The 17,321-nt window shown below is 62.5% G+C and carries 12 protein-coding genes; 11 read left to right on the top strand and 1 reads right to left on the bottom strand.

From position 1 onward, the window contains the following. Positions 1-125 precede the first annotated feature (125 nt). Complete coding sequence (locus MTP38_RS07450) at positions 126-692, bottom strand: DUF1836 domain-containing protein (protein WP_249233146.1); 567 nt, start codon at positions 690-692, stop codon at positions 126-128. Between the two features lie 140 nt (positions 693-832). On the opposite strand from MTP38_RS07450, the gene MTP38_RS07445 reads away from it, so the two are divergent. The 11 genes from MTP38_RS07445 to MTP38_RS07395 all read left to right on the top strand — a co-directional run bounded on the left by MTP38_RS07445 (position 833) and on the right by MTP38_RS07395 (position 17,313). Then, a complete protein-coding gene (locus MTP38_RS07445) occupies positions 833-1,669 on the top strand; it encodes a DegV family protein (protein WP_249233145.1) in 837 nt (278 codons plus the stop codon). Between the two features lie 74 nt (positions 1,670-1,743). Continuing rightward, positions 1,744-3,282 (top strand): cardiolipin synthase, encoded by a 1,539-nt coding sequence (cls, locus tag MTP38_RS07440; RefSeq protein ID WP_249233144.1) that lies wholly within the window; start codon positions 1,744-1,746, stop codon positions 3,280-3,282. Positions 3,283-4,633: 1,351 nt separating this feature from the next. Continuing rightward, positions 4,634-6,055 (top strand): AAA family ATPase, encoded by a 1,422-nt coding sequence (locus MTP38_RS07435; RefSeq protein ID WP_249233143.1) that lies wholly within the window; start codon positions 4,634-4,636, stop codon positions 6,053-6,055. Positions 6,056-6,639: 584 nt separating this feature from the next. Then, positions 6,640-7,668: a hypothetical protein gene (locus tag MTP38_RS07430; RefSeq protein WP_249233142.1), complete on the top strand. Its 1,029-nt coding sequence runs from the start codon at positions 6,640-6,642 to the stop codon at positions 7,666-7,668. A gap of 502 nt (positions 7,669-8,170) precedes the next feature. Then, entirely contained in the window at positions 8,171-8,680 is a 510-nt protein-coding gene (locus MTP38_RS07425; RefSeq protein ID WP_249233141.1) for a hypothetical protein, read from the top strand. Between the two features lie 434 nt (positions 8,681-9,114). Continuing rightward, entirely contained in the window at positions 9,115-9,960 is an 846-nt protein-coding gene (locus MTP38_RS07420) for an amino acid ABC transporter substrate-binding protein (protein ID WP_249233140.1), read from the top strand. Positions 9,961-10,002: 42 nt separating this feature from the next. Then, positions 10,003-10,650 carry an amino acid ABC transporter permease gene (locus tag MTP38_RS07415; protein ID WP_249234672.1) on the top strand — a complete coding sequence of 216 codons (648 nt, stop codon included), beginning with the start codon at positions 10,003-10,005 and terminating at the stop codon, positions 10,648-10,650. A gap of 14 nt (positions 10,651-10,664) precedes the next feature. Next, positions 10,665-11,447: an amino acid ABC transporter ATP-binding protein gene (locus MTP38_RS07410; RefSeq protein ID WP_249233139.1), complete on the top strand. Its 783-nt coding sequence runs from the start codon at positions 10,665-10,667 to the stop codon at positions 11,445-11,447. A 358-nt stretch (positions 11,448-11,805) separates the two neighbouring features. Next, positions 11,806-13,509: a hypothetical protein gene (locus tag MTP38_RS07405; protein ID WP_249233138.1), complete on the top strand. Its 1,704-nt coding sequence runs from the start codon at positions 11,806-11,808 to the stop codon at positions 13,507-13,509. Between the two features lie 25 nt (positions 13,510-13,534). Beyond that, positions 13,535-15,706 (top strand): hypothetical protein, encoded by a 2,172-nt coding sequence (locus tag MTP38_RS07400; protein WP_249233137.1) that lies wholly within the window; start codon positions 13,535-13,537, stop codon positions 15,704-15,706. Positions 15,707-15,957: 251 nt separating this feature from the next. Then, complete coding sequence (locus tag MTP38_RS07395; RefSeq protein WP_227620750.1) at positions 15,958-17,313, top strand: MATE family efflux transporter; 1,356 nt, start codon at positions 15,958-15,960, stop codon at positions 17,311-17,313. The last annotated feature ends 8 nt before the right edge of the window (positions 17,314-17,321 follow it).

The raw sequence follows: 17,321 nt of genomic DNA, 5'->3' as shown, positions 1-17,321 counted from the left end.
TCGAGGGGAGGCCTTGGCATACCGGAAAGTTTCGCCTCTTCGCCAGAGGCTCCCCTACTAGGGGAGCTGGCGCGGAGCGCCTGAGAGGTTGTACGAAGGACAGCTTGACCGTGAGCCGGAGAGGGCTATTCCAGATCCCCCAGTATCCCCGGCCAGAGGGCCTGCTCCTGCCGCATGGCGACGAAGCAGCAGTCGAGGTACATTTTATTCACCGCCGCGACGATGGTGCCTCGCAGCAGCCGTTTTTCGTCGTTGGCGTCGGGGTCGAGGTCGCGGATGGAGGAGCTGGCCCCGAAGATGAAGGGCAGGCAGTTCTCCACCTCGTCGCAGAAGGAGTCGTAGGCCTCGGCGGCGGTGCAGTGGGCGCGCTGCATCCGGAACAGCATCTCGATGTTTTCCAGCGAGAGGACGTTCTTGGACAGCACGATGTAGAGGAGAGCGGCCAGCTGCTCGCGGGAATACTTCTTTTTGACGGGGTGGGAGATGACTCCTTTCTTGACATAATTGCTCACCATCGAGGGGGTAAGCTCCACCCCGGGGAAGCCCCGGAAGCAGCTGTTGACCAGCTGTACGCTCTGGTCGAGATAGAGGCCCACGGCGGGCAGCTCCCGATAGCGCGGGAGGCTGAAGCCGGCGGCGCAGGCCGTGACACGTCGTTTCATTTCCTGATCCATGCTGGTAGTATAGCGCATTTTCACCTCCGGGTCAACCGTTTATGAAAGCCTTGTAAAGAATTTTGCAAATCACTTGACAGGGTTTTGAAAAGCTGATATAGTGGACTCATCGAACGTAAAAAATGCGGCGGACACCCGCCGGAATGGAGATAGATGAGATGAAACGAATCGTTGTGGACTCTTCTGCCAGCCTGTATCAGCTGGACGGCGTGGATTTTGCCGCCGTCCCCCTCAAGATCGTGACCGACGAGCGGGAATATCTCGACGATGGCACGCTGGACGCCGTGGAGATGGCGACCACCCTGCGGACCTACAAGGGCAAGACCAGCACCTCCTGCCCCAACATCGGCGACTGGCTGGAGGCCTACGAGGGCGCGGACGAGATCTACGCCATCACCATCACCGGCACCCTGTCGGGCAGCTGCAACGCCGCCCAGCTGGCCGCCGAGGAGTATCAGGCCGAGCACCCGGGGGCACAGGTCTTTGTGCTGGACAGCCTCTCCGCAGGGCCGGAGCTGGTGCTGCTGGCCGAGCACATCCGCGACCTGCTGGCCGAGGGGATGGCCTTTGACGACGTCTGCGAGGAGATGCTGCGCTACCGCCGCCACACCCACCTGCTCTTCTCGCTGGAATCGCTGGCAAATCTGGCCCGCAATGGCCGGGTGAAGCCCGCCGTGGCCGCTGTGGCGCGGATGCTCAACATCCGGGTCATCGGCAAGGCCAGCGATGTGGGCGAGCTGGACGTTTTGTGCAAGACCCGGGGCGAGCACGGCGCACTGGAGCGCCTCGTGCTGGAGCTGAAGGGCCACGGCTACGCCCACGGCAAGGTGGTCATCGCCCACTGCGGCAACCCCGCCGCCGCCGAGCGCCTGATGCATATGGTAAAGGCGGTCTTTGAGGGGGCGCAGGTGCGCGTGACCGAGTGCGGCGGCCTGTGCAGCTACTACGCCGAGCTGGGCGGTCTCATGGTGGGCTTCGAGGACGCAGACGCCTGAGCTTGAATTATTCCATCCGCTGCGCTATACTATTCCCATAAAAATGCTGCCGCAGGGCAGCAGGGGAGGCGCAGATGTTCTTTCGGCTGCCGGTCGTCCGGTTCTTCAATCGTGTCATCAACAGGGCCATGGTCACAGTGGCCCTTGTTTTGCTACAGATCGGCTGGCTGCTCTGGGCCTTCTTCTCCCTCACGGCCGGAAAGGTGTGGGTGAATGCGGGGCTGAACGTCCTCAGCCTCTTCATCACCCTCTACCTCGTGCGGAAGGACGAGAACAGCGACTACAAGATCATCTGGCTCGTCCTCATCGGGCTGATGCCCCTGCTGGGCGGGGCGCTCTATCTGGCCTTCGGCAACAAGGCCCCTGCCAAGCGGATGCGCCAGCGGATGCAGGCGGTGGAGCGCCAGCACACCGCCGACCTCGCCCAGCAGCCGGGCCAGACCGAGGCCCTCGACCCCGCCAGCCGGGGGCTGTGCCGCTATATCGCCGACTACGGCCCTTACCCCGCATGGAAGGACACCACGGCGAAATACTACCCCTGCGGCGAGGAGATGTACCCCGACCTTCTGGCCGACCTCGAGAGGGCGGAGCGGTTCATCTTCCTTGAGTTCTTCATCGTCCGCACCGGCAGGATGTGGGGCGGGGTGGAGGACATCCTCGTCCGCAAGGCCGCCGAGGGGGTGGACGTCCGGCTCATCTACGACGATTTCGGCAGCCTCTTGGGCCTGCCGTCGGACTTCGTGGTGCGGATGGAGCGGGCGCACATCCGGTGCATCCCCTTCAACCCCGTGGTGCCGCTGGTGTCGCTGGTCATGAACCACCGCGACCACCGGAAGATCGTGGTGGTGGACGGCAGCGTGGCCTACACCGGGGGCATCAACCTCGCGGACGAGTATATCAACGCCGAGGAGCGGTTCGGCTACTGGAAGGACGCGGCCCTGCGCACCGAGGGCGCGGCGGTGTGGAACTTTACGGTGATGTTCCTCGAGCACTGGAACGCCTTCCGCCCCAGCGAGACGGACTACACCCCCTTCGCGCCCCGGCCCGAGGCCCTGCCCGACCGGTCGGACGGAGTGGTGCAGCCCTACGGCGACAGCCCCCTCGACGAGGAGGCGCTGGCCGAGACGGTCTATCTGAATATCATCCATCAGGCCCAGCGGTACGTCTATATCTACACCCCCTATTTCGCGGTGGGGGAGACCATGCTGGAGGCCCTCAAGTCGGCGGCCAAGCGGGGGGTGGACGTCCGGCTGGTGCTGCCCGGCATCCCGGACAAGAAGCTGGTCTACCGGCTCACCCGGTCGTACTATCTGCCCCTGCTGCGGGCCGGGGTGCGCATCTACGAGTTCAGCCCCGGCTTCCTCCACGCCAAGTGCTACGTCAGCGACGACCGCGCCGCCGTAGTGGGCAGCATCAACATGGACTACCGCAGCCTCTACCTCCACTTCGAGTGCGGGGCGCTGCTGCTCTACAACAGCCAGATCGCCGTCCTCCGGGACGACGTCCTCCGCACCCTGCCCGCCTGCCGCGAGGTGCATCTGGCCGACTGCCGCACCTCCCTCCCGGGCACGCTGCTGGATACCGTGCTGCGGCTGCTGAGTCCGCTGATGTAAAGTTTCTGTGCAGCGCTTGACTTTTGCGGAGAATCGCATATACTAAAGATGACGGATGTGGAAATAAATACGTCATCAGGCAACACCAAAAGAAAAGACCCCCTCTCGGAGCGGCAATCTCCGAAAGGGGGTCCTTTTTAGTGCTTGCGGCCCTTCAGCCATCCGTCAAGCCACTTGCAGATGTAGTAAGACGCTACATTCGCTGCGACGGACAGGATAAATGTGGAAATATACGCCATTGGGCAACACCTCCCTTCCGAACAATGTCGGCGGGCAAGGCCGCAAGACCAGTATAACACACTTTTCGACGAAAAGGAACAGAAACGGGCGCATTGCGGCGAGGTCTGCCGGTCGGCTCTGTAAACTTTCCGCACAGCGCTTGACTTTTGCGGGGAAGGGCATATAATAAAAGTGGAATCGTGAGAAGTTCCACTGACTTCACCAAATGAAAAGCCCCCAAGGAGCTGCAACTCCAAGGGGGCTTTCCGCTTAGTCGGGCTTGCGGTCCTTGTCGAGCCGGTCAAGCCACTTGCAAATGTAATGGGAGATCACATTTGCTATGACCGACTCCAAAATCGTGAGAATATGGATCACTGCCTTCACCTCCCTTCCGAACAATGTCGGCGGGCAAGGCCGCAGGCTTATTATAGCACACTTTTCGACGAAAAGGAACACAAACGAACACATTCCGCCTGCCCGCGGGCGAAAGCCTCTCCCTATGGGAGAGGTGGCATTGCGAAGCAATGACGGAGAGGGCTAGCCCGTCTCCCGAGAGCCGCCGCGCAGCGATAAGCAGGCCCTCCGTCAGAGCGATACTATCGCCGCGCTTATGATTCTCCGTCAGCATCCTTGCCCTCTCAGTCTCGCTCCGCTCGCCAGCTCCCCCAAAGGGGGAGCCTTTGGCAAACCGGTCAGCTCTGTAAAGTTTCTGCACAGCGCTTGACTTTTGCGGGGAATCGCATATAATAAAAACAGAAAGTGTAAAGATAGTCCATTGGCTTCACCCCCAATGGAAAAGCCCCCTCGGAGCTGCAACTCCAAGGGGGCTTTCCTTTTTAGGCTTTGCGGTTCTTGTCGTACTTGTCAAGCCATTTGCAAATGAAGTGAGACACAACATCTGCTGCGACAGATACTAAAAGTGTAATAAGATAGTCCATTGTTTCACCCCCTCCCGTAAAGGATTACGGGGTGAACCGCAAGACCAGTATAACACACTTTTCGACGAAAAGGAACACGAACGAACCCCGCATCCCCACTTTTCCGTGCAAAAAAGCGCGGAAAGCTTTCCTTGACGACACAACCTTTCGTAGTTATAATTGGAGCAACGAAACAACACGAAAGGAGCAATTCTATGCAGGAAAAAAAGACCGAGCGCGCCCCGGGCAGCTACGAGGACTTCGTGGCCTACCTCGGCACGGTGCGCACCGAGGAGGAGCTGTTCTCCCCGCTGACCTACTGGTTCGTGGGGCAGAACTGCCCCGAGGACGTCTGCTTCCGCCCCCAGCTGGTGGAGGCGCGGGCCAAGGAGCTGGGCTTCTGGCAGGGCCTCACCTTCAAAGTCGAGCACTGGATGACCACGAGCCGGGCCGAGGCGGAGGCCGCGGGCCGCGAGGCGTTCCAGAGCCGCATCGGCGAGGACTACGCCGCCTACCGCGAAAAGGCCGAGGCCGCCCGGGAGCGGGCGCGCCGCCGCCGCCTCTCTTCGCCCTTCCTCTACATCCCAAAGTGCCTCGACGACATCCCCGTCCGGGACGTGAGCTGGCTGGTGGAGGGGCTGCTGCCGCAGGGCGAGGTGTCCCTGCTGGGGGCCGACGGCGGCACCGGAAAGGGCATCTGGCAGGCCCAGCTGGTGGCCTACGTCACGGCGGGAAAGACCTCCGGCTTCTTCCCCCAGCCCCCCGGACAGACCGGCCGGGTGCTCATCTTCGCCGGGGAGGACGACCCCTCCAAGGTGCTCAAAGCCCGCCTGATGGCGGCGGGGGCCGACATGAGCCGGGTGATGGTACAGACCAGCGACGCCTACTTCTCCCGCACCGGCAACCCCCTGTGCATCCCGGACAAGAGCTTCGCCAAGTACATCGAGAGCGCCGCCCCCGCCCTCGTCCTCATCGACCCGCTCCAGAGCTTTCTGCCTGCGGGGGTGGAGATGGTCAGCCGCAACCAGATGCGGGCCGCCCTGCTGCCCCTCAAGGCCCTCTGCGCGCGGCTGGGCTGCGCAGCCCTCATCGCCATGCACACCAACAAGCGCTCCAACGTCTCGGGCCGCGCCCGCCTCGCCGACAGCTCGGACATCTGGGACATCGCCCGCAGCGTCCTCATGATGGGCCGGGACAAGAACAGCGGCCAGCTCTACCTCAGCCACGAGAAGAGCAGCTACGCCGCCCCGGCCCGCACGGCCCTGCTCCACATCGAGCAGACGCAGGTGGAGGGCGTGACCACGGCGGTGGCCGTCTTTGACAGCCGCACCGACAAGAAGGACGCCGACTTTGTGGAGGAGCGCCGCGTCCGCGTCGCCCAGACCAAGGCCGACACCGCCCAAGCCATCCTCGACGTGCTGGCCGAGGCAAAGCTGGGCAGTATGCCCAACACCCAGCTCCGGGCCGAGGTGGTCAGGGAGACGGGGTGCAGCGAGAAGACCTACAATCGTGCTTATGGTGAGCTGGTGAAGAGCGGCGAAGTGGTCAAACGAGTCATCCGACAAAAGGATGGAACGAACTCGTGGTATTCTTCCTCATCATACTGTTGTAAATTAGATGACCAAGTTCCAATATAATAACGTATATAAGTAATATTTTTGATGTTGGCCAACGTGGCCAAGTTGCTTTTGCTGACCAAATTCCAACTTGGTCTTTGGGCTTGAAGTTGGCCAGCATGACCAAGTTCGTTTTACGGCGTTGGTACGCTGATATTTTGAAACTTGGCCAGATAACCTGCGTGGCTCGGGGGTGGCGATTCCGCAGCGGCTCACGGTCAGGCTGTCCTTCGTACAACCTCTCAGTCACCTTCGGTGACAGCTCCCCTAGTAGGGGAGCCTCTGGCGAAGAGGGCAGGTTTCCGTGTAAAGGCGAAACTTTCCGGTATGCCAAGGCCTCCCCTCGATAGGAGCAACGGCGACGACCGCCGCCAGCGGCGGAAACAGGGAGGAGCTGTTGGGGCAGCGGCCAGCAGGATGCAAGCGACAGCGCAGCAGACGCTGGGAGCCGCAACCCGGGCTGTGGCATCGCGCAAGCGATGACGGAGAGGTTATCCCCGCCGCAGCCATGACGGAGAAGCTGGACAAAGGCGGGCCTCCCGTGTATGAACCCCCGCAGGGCGGGGCATACTGCTCCCAAAGAGATGAAAGGGAGCGTATCGCGTATGACACACAGACAACAAGCCCTCCTGAGCTGGGCCGCTGCGGCGGCTGTGCTGCTGGCTGGCTGCCGCGGGGGCAGCCGCCCGGGGAGCATGAGCGGCTCGTCCGGCTCCACCGGCAGCGCCGTCACCACCCAGACCTCCGGCTGGCAGACCGGCCTCGGCGTCCTCACCGAGACCTCGGACGAGGGCCGCACCGGCACCATCCACACCATCGCCGCCGCCGTCCTGCTGGACGGGGAGGGGAAGGTGGCCGACGTGATGCTGGACGAGCTGGAGGTGGAGCTGTCCGCCGACGGCAAGGGGGCCGTCACCATGCCCACCGACTACCGCACCAAGCGCCAGAAAGGGGACGACTACCCGCTGGCGGCGGCGTCCTCCCTGAAAAAGGGCTGGGCCGAGCAGGCCGACGCCTTCGCCGACTACCTCACCGGCCTGACACCCCAGCAGGCCGCCCGGCTGGAAACGGACAAGGACGGCAGGGCCGCCGACCCCGACCTGCTCTCCGGCTGCACCATCCGGGTGGACAAGTACCGGGACGCCGTGGCGAAGGCCTGCGCCAGCGCCGCCCCCCTCGGCGGGGCCAAGGGCGACCGGGTGAGCCTCGGCGTGGTGGCGGAGAACGCCTCCTCGGACGTCACCGCCACCGACGATAAGGACCTGAACGCCGAGGTAGAGCTGACCTTCGCGGCCCTGACACTGGACGCCGACGGCCGCATCACCAGCGCCATCGGCGACATGGCCGAGCCTGCCCTCACCGTGGCCGCCGACGGCGGCATCACCGCGCCGGAGGCCATCCGCACCAAGCTGGAGCTGGGCGACGGCTACGGGATGCGGGGCGCCTCTGCCCTCGGCAAAGAGTGGTACGAGCACAGCGCGGGCTATTGCAGCTACCTCAAGGGCAAGACCGAGGCCGAGGCGGCGTCCATCCCCGCCGACGGCTCCGACCCCGACCTCGCGGCCCTCTGCACCATCTCCATCGGCGCCTTGCAGAAGGCCGTGGGGGATGCGTTTGAGAATGCGGGGCTGTGACAGAGTAGCCCTCTCAGTCTGTAAACTTTCCGCGCACTGCTTGACTTTTGCAGGGAAGGGCGTATAATAAAGATAGCAAACGTATAAATTACCCATCGGGCAACACCAAAAGAAAAGACCCCCTCTCGGAGCTGCTATCTCCGAAAGGGGGTCCTTTTTTAGTGCTTGCGGCCCTTCAGCCATCCGTCAAGCCACTTGCAGATGTAGTAAGATGCTACATTCGCTGCGACAGACAGCACAAACGTATAAACGTATACCATCAGGCAACACCTCCCTTCCGAACAATGTCGGCGGGCAAGGCCGCAAGACCAGTATAGCATACTTTTCGACGAAAAGAAACAGAAACGAACACATTCCGCCTGCCCGTGAGCCTCTGGGAGCCTTTTCACCCCCAAACCTGCGCGAAAGGGCCTGAAACCTGCGTGAATCGCACTTGCGGGAGGCGGCGGGGCAAGTTATAATAGAATTACCGAAACACACCGCACGAATGGAGGAAACGACCATGAAGCGAACGAAACTTTTAGCCCTTGCCCTCGCGGGCGTGATGGCGCTGGCCCTGATGACGGGGTGCTCGGACAGCAGCTCCAAAGCCAAGCAGGTGGAAGAGTGCTTCCGCTCCCTAATGAAACAAAGGGGTGACTATCAGAAGGACGAGACGCTGGACAAAAAGCTCGAGGGCATCGCACAGCAGTTCCAGCCGGACTGGCTGGCTGGTGAAAATCTGCTGACCGATGAGGCACAGAACATCATTGAAGAGGAATTGAAGGACTATGTGATTACAGGCAGCGTTTGGCTTTGGTATGGAGAAGTGAAGCCGGGTCAGAGCGCGCTGGCGCAGGCGGAGAGTATGAAGCAATGCAGGGGGATAAGGTATGATTCTTATGGGGAATACTCCGGCCCGCAGCAGCCTATGTGCGCCATAGCCTTTACAATGACGGACAAGAAGAGCGACGGCCACCGCTATTACCTCGCACTGGAAACGAACGCCACCATCAAGACCCCGCAGACTTGACACAGGAGGAGAGAGACTACTGCTTGGTGGTGCTTGTGTTGGCCTGAGTGGAGGGCTGAGGGGATAACCTCTCCGTCATCGCTTGCGCGATGCCACCTCCCCTATCGAGGGGAGGCCTTGGCATACCGCAAAGCTTCACCTCTTCGCCAGAGGCTCCCCTACTAGGGGAGCTGTCACCGAAGGTGACTGAGAGGTTGTACGAAGGACAGCCTGCCCGTGAGCCGCAGCCGTGCCGGAAAGGCACGGCTTTGTTCAATTTTCCTATGTCCCTCCCTCGAATACAGGCGGAAACCGTCAAAACGCAAAAAAATCGCTTTCCCTCTTGCCAAACGGGGCAAAACGCGCTATTCTATAGTCACAGTTTAACGGTTTAGCACGGTAAAGCGGTAAAACGAAGGCCGCGCCTGCTGACCCCTGAGGGAGGAACTTTGCATATGAAACGTCTGGTCTCTGCTTTTCTGGCCGGTGCGATGGCGCTGAGCCTTGCCGCCTGCGGCGGTGCCGCATCCACCTCCACGGCTGCTTCTTCTGCCGCCGCCTCGGCCTCTGCCGCCCCGGCAAGCTCTGCCGTCGCCGACAGCGACCTCGCCTACATCCAGTCCAACGGCAAGATGGTCGTCGGCTACACCGTCTACGAGCCGATGAACTACACCGACGCCGACGGCAGCTTCACCGGCTTCGACACCGAGCTGGCCACCGCCGTCTGCGAAAAGCTGGGCGTCGAGCCGGAGTTCGTGGAGATCAACTGGGACACCAAGGAGACCGAGCTGGCCGCCAAGAGCATCGACTGCATCTGGAACGGCCTGACCCTCACCGATGACCGGGAGGAGAACATGGCCTGCACCAAGCCCTACGTCAAGAACGCGCAGGTGGTCGTGGTGAAGGAGGGCACCGACTACACCTCCACCGCCGACCTCATCGGCAAGACCGTGGTGGCCGAGGCCGGTTCGGCAGGCGAGACCACCATCACCGAGAATGCCGACCTCTCGCAGGCCGACTACATCGCAAAGTCTGTCCAGACCGACTGCCTGATGGAGGTGGCCGCCGGGACTGCGGACGCCGCCATCCTTGACCTGACGCTGGCCTCTGCCATGATCGGCGAGGGCACCGACTACGCCGACCTCAAGATGGTGGACGAGCTGAATGTGGAGGAGTACGGCGTGGCCTTCCGCAAGGGCAGCGACGTCCCCGACGCCGTCAACACCGCCTTCGACGAGCTGAAGGCCGACGGCACCATGCAGGCGCTGGCCGACAAGTACGGCCTGACCCTCGCCGACTGAGATACATTATTATAATAAGATAGGTGTAGTGATCCTGTGACTGTGATTCTCGAGCGTCTGACCGGCGCATTCGCGCTCAACTGTGAGCTGTTTTTCCTGACGCTGCTCTTCTCGCTGCCGCTGGGCCTTGTGGTGGCCTTTGGCTCCATGAGCCGGTGCGCACCGCTGCGGGGCGTCGTCAAGACCTTCGTGTGGGTCATCCGGGGCACCCCGCTGATGCTCCAGATCATCGTCATCTACCTCGGCCCGGGCCTGCTGGGCATGACGAACCCCTGGCCCTCCGGCGCTTCGGGCCGTCTGGTGGCCGCTGTGGTGGCTTTCGCCATCAACTACGCCTGCTACTTCTCCGAGATCTACCGCGGCGGCATCGAGGCTGTGCCCAAGGGCCAGACCGAGGCCGGGCAGGTGCTGGGCATGACCAAGAGCCAGATCTTCTTTAAAGTCACCCTCTTGCAGGTGGTCAAACGCATCCTGCCCCCCATGGGCAACGAGGTCATCACGCTGGTGAAGGACACCTCGCTGGCCAATGTCATCGCCAACAAGGAGATCATCATGATGGCGAAGGAATACAGCGCCAAGGGCCTCATCTGGCCGCTGTTCTCGACCGCAATCTTCTTCCTCGTCTTTGTCGGCGCGCTGACGCTGCTGCTGGACTGGGCCGAGAAGAAGATGGACTATTTCCGCTGCTAAGGAGGATAGGAACTATGGCATTACTCGAAGCCTCCGGCATCGGGAAAAACTTTGGGGAGACGAAGGTGCTGAAAGACATCTCCCTCACCCTCGAGCAGGGCGAGGCGCTGGCCATCATCGGCTCCTCCGGCTCGGGCAAGACGACCCTTCTGCGCTGTCTCAACTTCCTTGAGCGGCCCGATACCGGCGTCATCCGGGTGAACGGCGAGACCATGTGGGACGCCGCCGACCCCGCCACCCAGCGGGAGAGCGAGGTGCGGAAAAAGCGCCTCCACTTCGGCCTCGTGTTCCAGAACTTTAACCTCTTTCCCCAGTACACCGCGCTGGAAAACGTGATGCTGGCGGGGGAGCTTCTGGCCCGGGAGCAGCCCGGCTACAAGGCCGACAAAAAGGCCGTCCACGCCCGCCTCGAGGCGCAGGCCCGCGATTTGCTGGCCCAGATGGGCCTGTCGGAGCGGGCGGGCCACTACCCCCATCAGCTCTCCGGCGGCCAGCAGCAGCGGGTGGCCATCGCCCGTGCGCTGGCCCTCCACCCGGACATCCTCTGCTTCGATGAGCCGACCAGCGCCCTCGACCCCGAGCTGACCGGCGAGGTCCTCCGCGTCCTGCGCGACCTCGCCGACCGCAAGACCACCATGATCATCGTCACCCACGAGATGCACTTTGCCCGGGACGTGGCCGACCGCATCATGTTCATGGACGGCGGCGTCGTGGTGGAGGAAGGCCCGGCCCGCCAACTCATCGACCACCCGCAGGAGGAGCGCACGAAGCAGTTTTTGGCGCATTACTCCGAATAAGATAGGCTATGGCCCTCCCCGCTCGGGAGGGCTTTTTTGCGTATGCGGCGCATGGTCAGGCTCTCCTCCGTCCAACCTCTCAGTCACCTTCGGTGACAGCTCCCCTAGTAGGGGAGCCTCTGGCGAAGAGGACAGGTCTCCGGGTAAAGGCGAAACCTTCCGGAATGCCAAAGCCTCCCCTCGATAGGGGAGGTGGCACGCCGTAGGCGTGACGGAGAGGTTTAGCCCCTTTTGTGCCACTCACGCCGAAAACACCCCAATTCGCGCAGGTTTTATTGACATCCTCTTGATTTTTTGGTAAATTTGCATCAAGAAAGACCGGTTCTCGAACGACAAACAGACCAGAGGAGGACATACTATGAGACTGAAAAGCGCACTCCGGCGGGGCGTAGCCGCCGCCGTCATCGCGGGCATCGTGGTAAGCTCCGGCATCCCGGCCTATGCGGGAACATGGGACATCGCCGACGGCGACATCACCGTGAAGGCGGGCGACGCCGAGGGGCCGAACAACGTCAAGCAGGGCGATAACGACTTCGTAAAAGATGAGGGCGACACCGTCATCACCGGCAAGTCGGAGGAGCACACCGTCACCATCGACACCTCCGAGGGCAACGTGGACGTCACCTTCGACGACCTGAAGATCGACGTCAGCGGCAAGAAGGAGGGGAATGGCAGCGATGACAGCCCTGTCCGGGAGAGCAATGCCGCCGTCACCGTGCAGGGCGACCACGATGCGACCATCGAGCTGGACGGCAAAAACGAGCTGAAGAGCGGCAGCTACAATGCGGGCCTCGAGAAGAACGAACACGAGTCGGAGGGCACCCTGACCATCAAGGACGACAAGGGCAAGGACGGCTCCCTCACCGCCGAGGGCGGCGACGGCGGCGGCGCAGGCATCGGCGGCGGAAAGGAGAGTACCGGCAGCAGCATCACCATCCGGGGCGGCACCATCGAGGCCGTGGGCGGGAGCAGCGCGGCAGGCATCGGCGACGGAGCAGGCCGCGCGTCGGACGACACCGACGACCCGAACCCGGGAAAACTCTACATCTGCGGCGACGCCGAGGTGACGGCCAAGGCGGGGAGTCAGATGACGGACGCCAAGGCCCCGGCCATCGGCGGAACGTACGGCGAAGTGCCCACGGAGTCCCTTTCTGACGCCGACCACAAGGTAACGGGAGGACGCTTGACCCGCTACGGCCCCGACGGCACCGTGATGGAGGGGATGGGCTACGACTACACCTCCACCCCCACGCCCCAGCCGGACGAGGACGACGACGACGACGATGATGACGTCCAGCCCCCGGCACAGGAGAATGCCCCCGAACCCCTGCCCGGCGGCATGGTGGTCAAGGGCTTCTTTTCCAGCCGGGTCACCATCCAGCGGCTGGACCTTTCGGGGGTCACGGAAAGCGGCATCGGCCCCATGGTCGGCGGCGTAAAGGCCTCCGACACCGGAGAGGTCCTCGCCCCGGGGGGTGCGGTGCTTATTGAGAGCGCCGCCCCCCGCTCCACCGTCACCACCGACATCCCCAGCCTCCGGGAGGACGGCGTGGAGGACATCTTCTTCCGGTATCAGGACACCATGACCCACTATAGCGTGGACAAGATGGCCGACGCGGCGGGCGAGGACGCTGACGTGGAGCTGAAGCAGAACAGGGAGGACATCAGCCTCCGGCTGGACGGCGAAACGCGGGATGACCTGTCGGAGCGCTTTCGGGAGTTGTGGATACCAGAGGTGGAGGAGTGGCTGATATTGACCCACGAACACGAAGAGGTAGAGCGAAAAACGAGTGAAGAACTCAGACGTGAACTCGACGAATTACTGAAACAAAAGCGGGAGATGGACTTCCAACTCGCGAAAAAAAGGGCCGACCACCCGAGTTTGGATTGGTGGCTCGAGCCTGCGAGAGAGGAAACGCCGAGGATCGGGCTTGACGAGTCCCTGAAACAGCTGGCTTCCCAATTTGAGGCCATCGCTCCCGAGGAGGATAAGAAGCCACTGCTCGTTCCGGTCTACTCCCCTCGCACGGAGCGCCTGAGCCGCAGCGACGGCATTGCATGATACACAGAACGAAAGGAGACGTACTATGAGACTGAAAAGTGCACTCCGGCGGGGCGTAGCCGCCGCCGTCATCGCAGGCATCGTGGTAAGCTCCGGCATCCCGGCCTACGCGGCCCAGTGGGACATCGCCGACGGCAACATCACCGTGAAAGCGGGCAGCACGGAAGGCACGAACAGGGTCACACAGGGCGAAAAGGATGTGGAGGACACCGACACCGTCATCACCGGCGAGTCGAAGGAGAACACCGTCACCATCGACACCTCCGAGGGCGACGTGGACGTCACCTTCGACGACCTGAAGATCGACGCCAGCGATAAGGGCGAAGCTGCTGTCCGGGTCGAGGGCAATGGCGATGCGACCATCGAGCTGGACGGCAAAAACGAGCTGAAGAGCGGCGGCTACAATGCGGGCCTCGAGAAGGACGGCCACGAGCCAGAGGGCACCCTGACCATCAAGGACGACAAGGGCAAGGACGGCTCCCTCACCGCCGAGGGCGGCGACAACGGCGGCGCAGGCATCGGCGGCGGAATGGAGAGCACCGGCAGCAACATCAAGATCACCGGCGGCACGATAGAGGCCGTGGGCGGCGAGGGCGCTGCCGGTATCGGCGGCGGTGTGTACGGCCAGGGCCGCGACATCGAAATTTCCGGCGGCAAGGTGTCGGCCACGGGCGGCGATGCGAATGAAAATCTGCATCCCTCCCGCTCCGGCGCGGCTGGCATCGGCGACGGCGCAGGCACGGAAGGCCGCGAGATAGACCCGGATGCGCCGCCCAGCAACCCCGACAACCCCAATCACATCATCATCTCCGGCGACGCCGAGGTGGAGGCCAAGGCGGGCGCAAGCACCGGCGGCAAAACTGCGGCCATCGGCGGCGGAGATGTCGGCGAGATCTCCAATGACGCCCTCTCCAGCGGCCACAACGGCAGTCTGACTCGCTACGACCCCGACGGGAACAAGAAGGAGGACTACAGCTACGACCGGCGGACGCCCTCCCAGCCGGAGCAGCCGGACAAGCCGGACAAGCCGGACAAGCCGGACAAGCCGGATAAGCCGGAACAGCCCGATGATACCGAGAACAACGACGACGAGGACGACGCTCCGGACACGCAGGCTGGCGAGGTGCCGGGCCGTGTGAAGCAGATGTACGAGGCCATGGGCGTGATCACCCATCCGGATGGCACACAGGAGCTTGCAGATGTGACCACGGCAGAGTATGACCCGGTCAACAAGGTCCTGCGCTTCGATGCCCACGGCACACTCTTTCGGATGACAGGCGACTCGCTGCGGGAGCTTGCAAAGGAGGTCGATGAACTCCGCGTCCGATTCCTTGATGGGGAAGGGCAGGAGATGGAGGCAGTCATTCCGCTGGCCCGGATCAAAGATCTGGTCGGCATGAATGGTGCATTCGAACTCGAACTGTCTCATGAAGGGCGTTATCGGTTCTATGTTGTGGGGCAGACGGGATATGATCGAAAAACATTCTCGGATGAGACCGCCCTGCGCCAAAGCGGCAGGGAACTGATCCTCGTGTACCGCGTTGGCGATGAGGAGCAGAAAGCGCAGGAGACCGCCCGGGTGGAGGAGGCGATCGCCCGCCGTAAGCAGGAGAAAGAGCAATGGGGAACGGTCCTCTCCGGTCGGGAAGGCGGCTCCCTGAGCGGACTGCCCGGGCTGACTCAGCCGGGAACGGGTGCCGTCGGTGACCTCAGCGGGCTGACGACTCTCTCGCCGGACAGCCTTACCACGGCCCAGCGGCCGAAGCAGCCCGCCTCCGACCAGACGGTGTGGAAGACATTTACCGGTAACATCGTAAAGCTCGCGGGCGGGAAGCAGGACAGCAGGAAGGACGCCCCGGCCCCCTCCGTCGGTGACCTCAGCGGGCTGACGACTCTCTCGCCGGACAGCCTCACCACGGCCCCGCAGCCGGAAACAAGCGCTCAGCAGCCGGAAACAAGCGCTCAGCAGCCGGAAGTAAGAGGATGGGTAAAGGACAGTCAGGGTAAGTGGATATGGCTGTCGGGCCAAGAGAGCGTCCAGCAGCCAAACTGGAAACCAAACTGGAAACCAAACAAATGGGTAACGCTCCATGACTATGGTCCGTGGGATCCCTTTCATGAGTCCGCATATTATGACTTATATTATGACTCCGCAGGGGAGTACGATTCTGCATGGATGTACGATTATGAAGGCTGAGAGCGTGCGTAATGAGGGAGCGCGGCAGGAGGGTCTTGCCGCTCCACTGCGCACAATCACCAAAAACCGCCGATAGAAAATAGCAATGTTGTACGAAGAAATCTGCCCAAAACCCCTTGCAAAATCACGATGAGCTGAGTATAATACCACTCATGAAACGCAAAACGTCCTGCCCCTCGTCCGGCAGGGCGTTTTTGTCGGCAAAAATCCGGCAAAGAAATGTTAAGTGACCGCCCGGGGAGGGGCTTTGTATGACAAAAGACATGACACAGGGCAGTCCGCTCAGGCTCATCCTTGCCTTTGCGGTGCCGCTGATGCTGGGCAGCCTGTTCCAGCAGTTCTACAATCTGGCCGACACCATCATCGTGGGCCGCTTCGTGGGCGTGGATGCGCTGGCGGCGGTGGGCAGCGTGGGCGGCCTGAACTATCTGGTGCTGGGCTTCGTCAACGGCATCGCCTGCGGCTTCTCCATCCCCATCTCGTGGACCTTCGGCGCGAAGGACTACCGCGAGATGCGGCGCTACACCGCCAACACCGTCTGGCTGAGCCTCTTTTTCGCTGCTGTGCTCACGGTGGTGACGGTGGCCCTGACCCGGGCGGTGCTGGTCTGGACCAATACCCCCGACAACATCATCGACATCGCGGACATCTACATCCGCACCATCTTCTGGGGCATCCCCTTCACCCTGCTGTACAACGTCACCAGCGCCCTCATGCGTGCGCTGGGCGACAGCAAGCGGCCGCTGTACTTCCTCCTGGTGGCCAGCGTGCTGAACATCGGCCTCGACCTGCTCTGCATCCTCATCTTCCGGATGGGGGCCTTCGGCGCGGCCTTCGCCACCGTGTTCAGTCAGGCGGTGGCGGGCATCGGCAGCCTCGTCTACATCGTCCGCCACTACCCGGAGCTGAAGTGGAGCGGGGAAGAGGGCCGTCTGAGCGCCAGCCACTGCCTCAAGCTCTGCAACATGGGCATCCCCATGGGCCTGCAGTGCAGCATCACCGCCATCGGCAGCGTCGTGCTGCAGGGCGCGGTGAACGGTCTGGGCAGCAGCATCGTGGCCGCGCAGACCGCAGGCGGCAAGGCGGCCCAGTTCCTCTCGGTGCCGCTGGAGAGCATCGGCACCGCCATGACCACCTACGCCAGCCAGAACATGGGCGCCCACGACCTGAAGCGTGTGGACAAGGGCGTCACCACCGCGCTGGGCATCGGCTGCGTCTACAGCGTGGCCTCCTTCCTCATCCTGCGGGTGATGGACGTGCCCCTCATCAGCCTCTTCCTCGAGAGCAGCGAGGTGGAGATCATGGCCAACGCCCGGAGCTTCATCTTCTGGAACAGCCTCTTTTACATCCCGCTGGCCGTCCTCATCATCTACCGCTACACCATTCAGGGTCTGGGCTACTCGGGCCTTGCCATGTTCGCAGGCGTGGCCGAGATGGTGGCCCGCGTCATGGTGGGCTGCTGGTTCGTGCCCCTCTGGGGCTACTTCGCGGCCTGCATCGCCAACCCCGTGGCATGGTTCTTCGCCTGCTTCTTCCTCATCCCGGCCTACTTCGCCGTCCGCAAGCGCCTGACGAAGGAGCTTGCCGCAGCGCGGGTGGAGGATTGAGGGGGAGC

The organism is Faecalibacterium sp. I3-3-89 (genome assembly GCF_023347275.1).
GTDB classification, from domain to species: Bacteria; Bacillota; Clostridia; order Oscillospirales; family Ruminococcaceae; genus Faecalibacterium; species Faecalibacterium butyricigenerans.
Note: the sequence above shows the minus strand (reverse complement) of the source record. Positions and strands in the feature narration are given on the sequence as shown.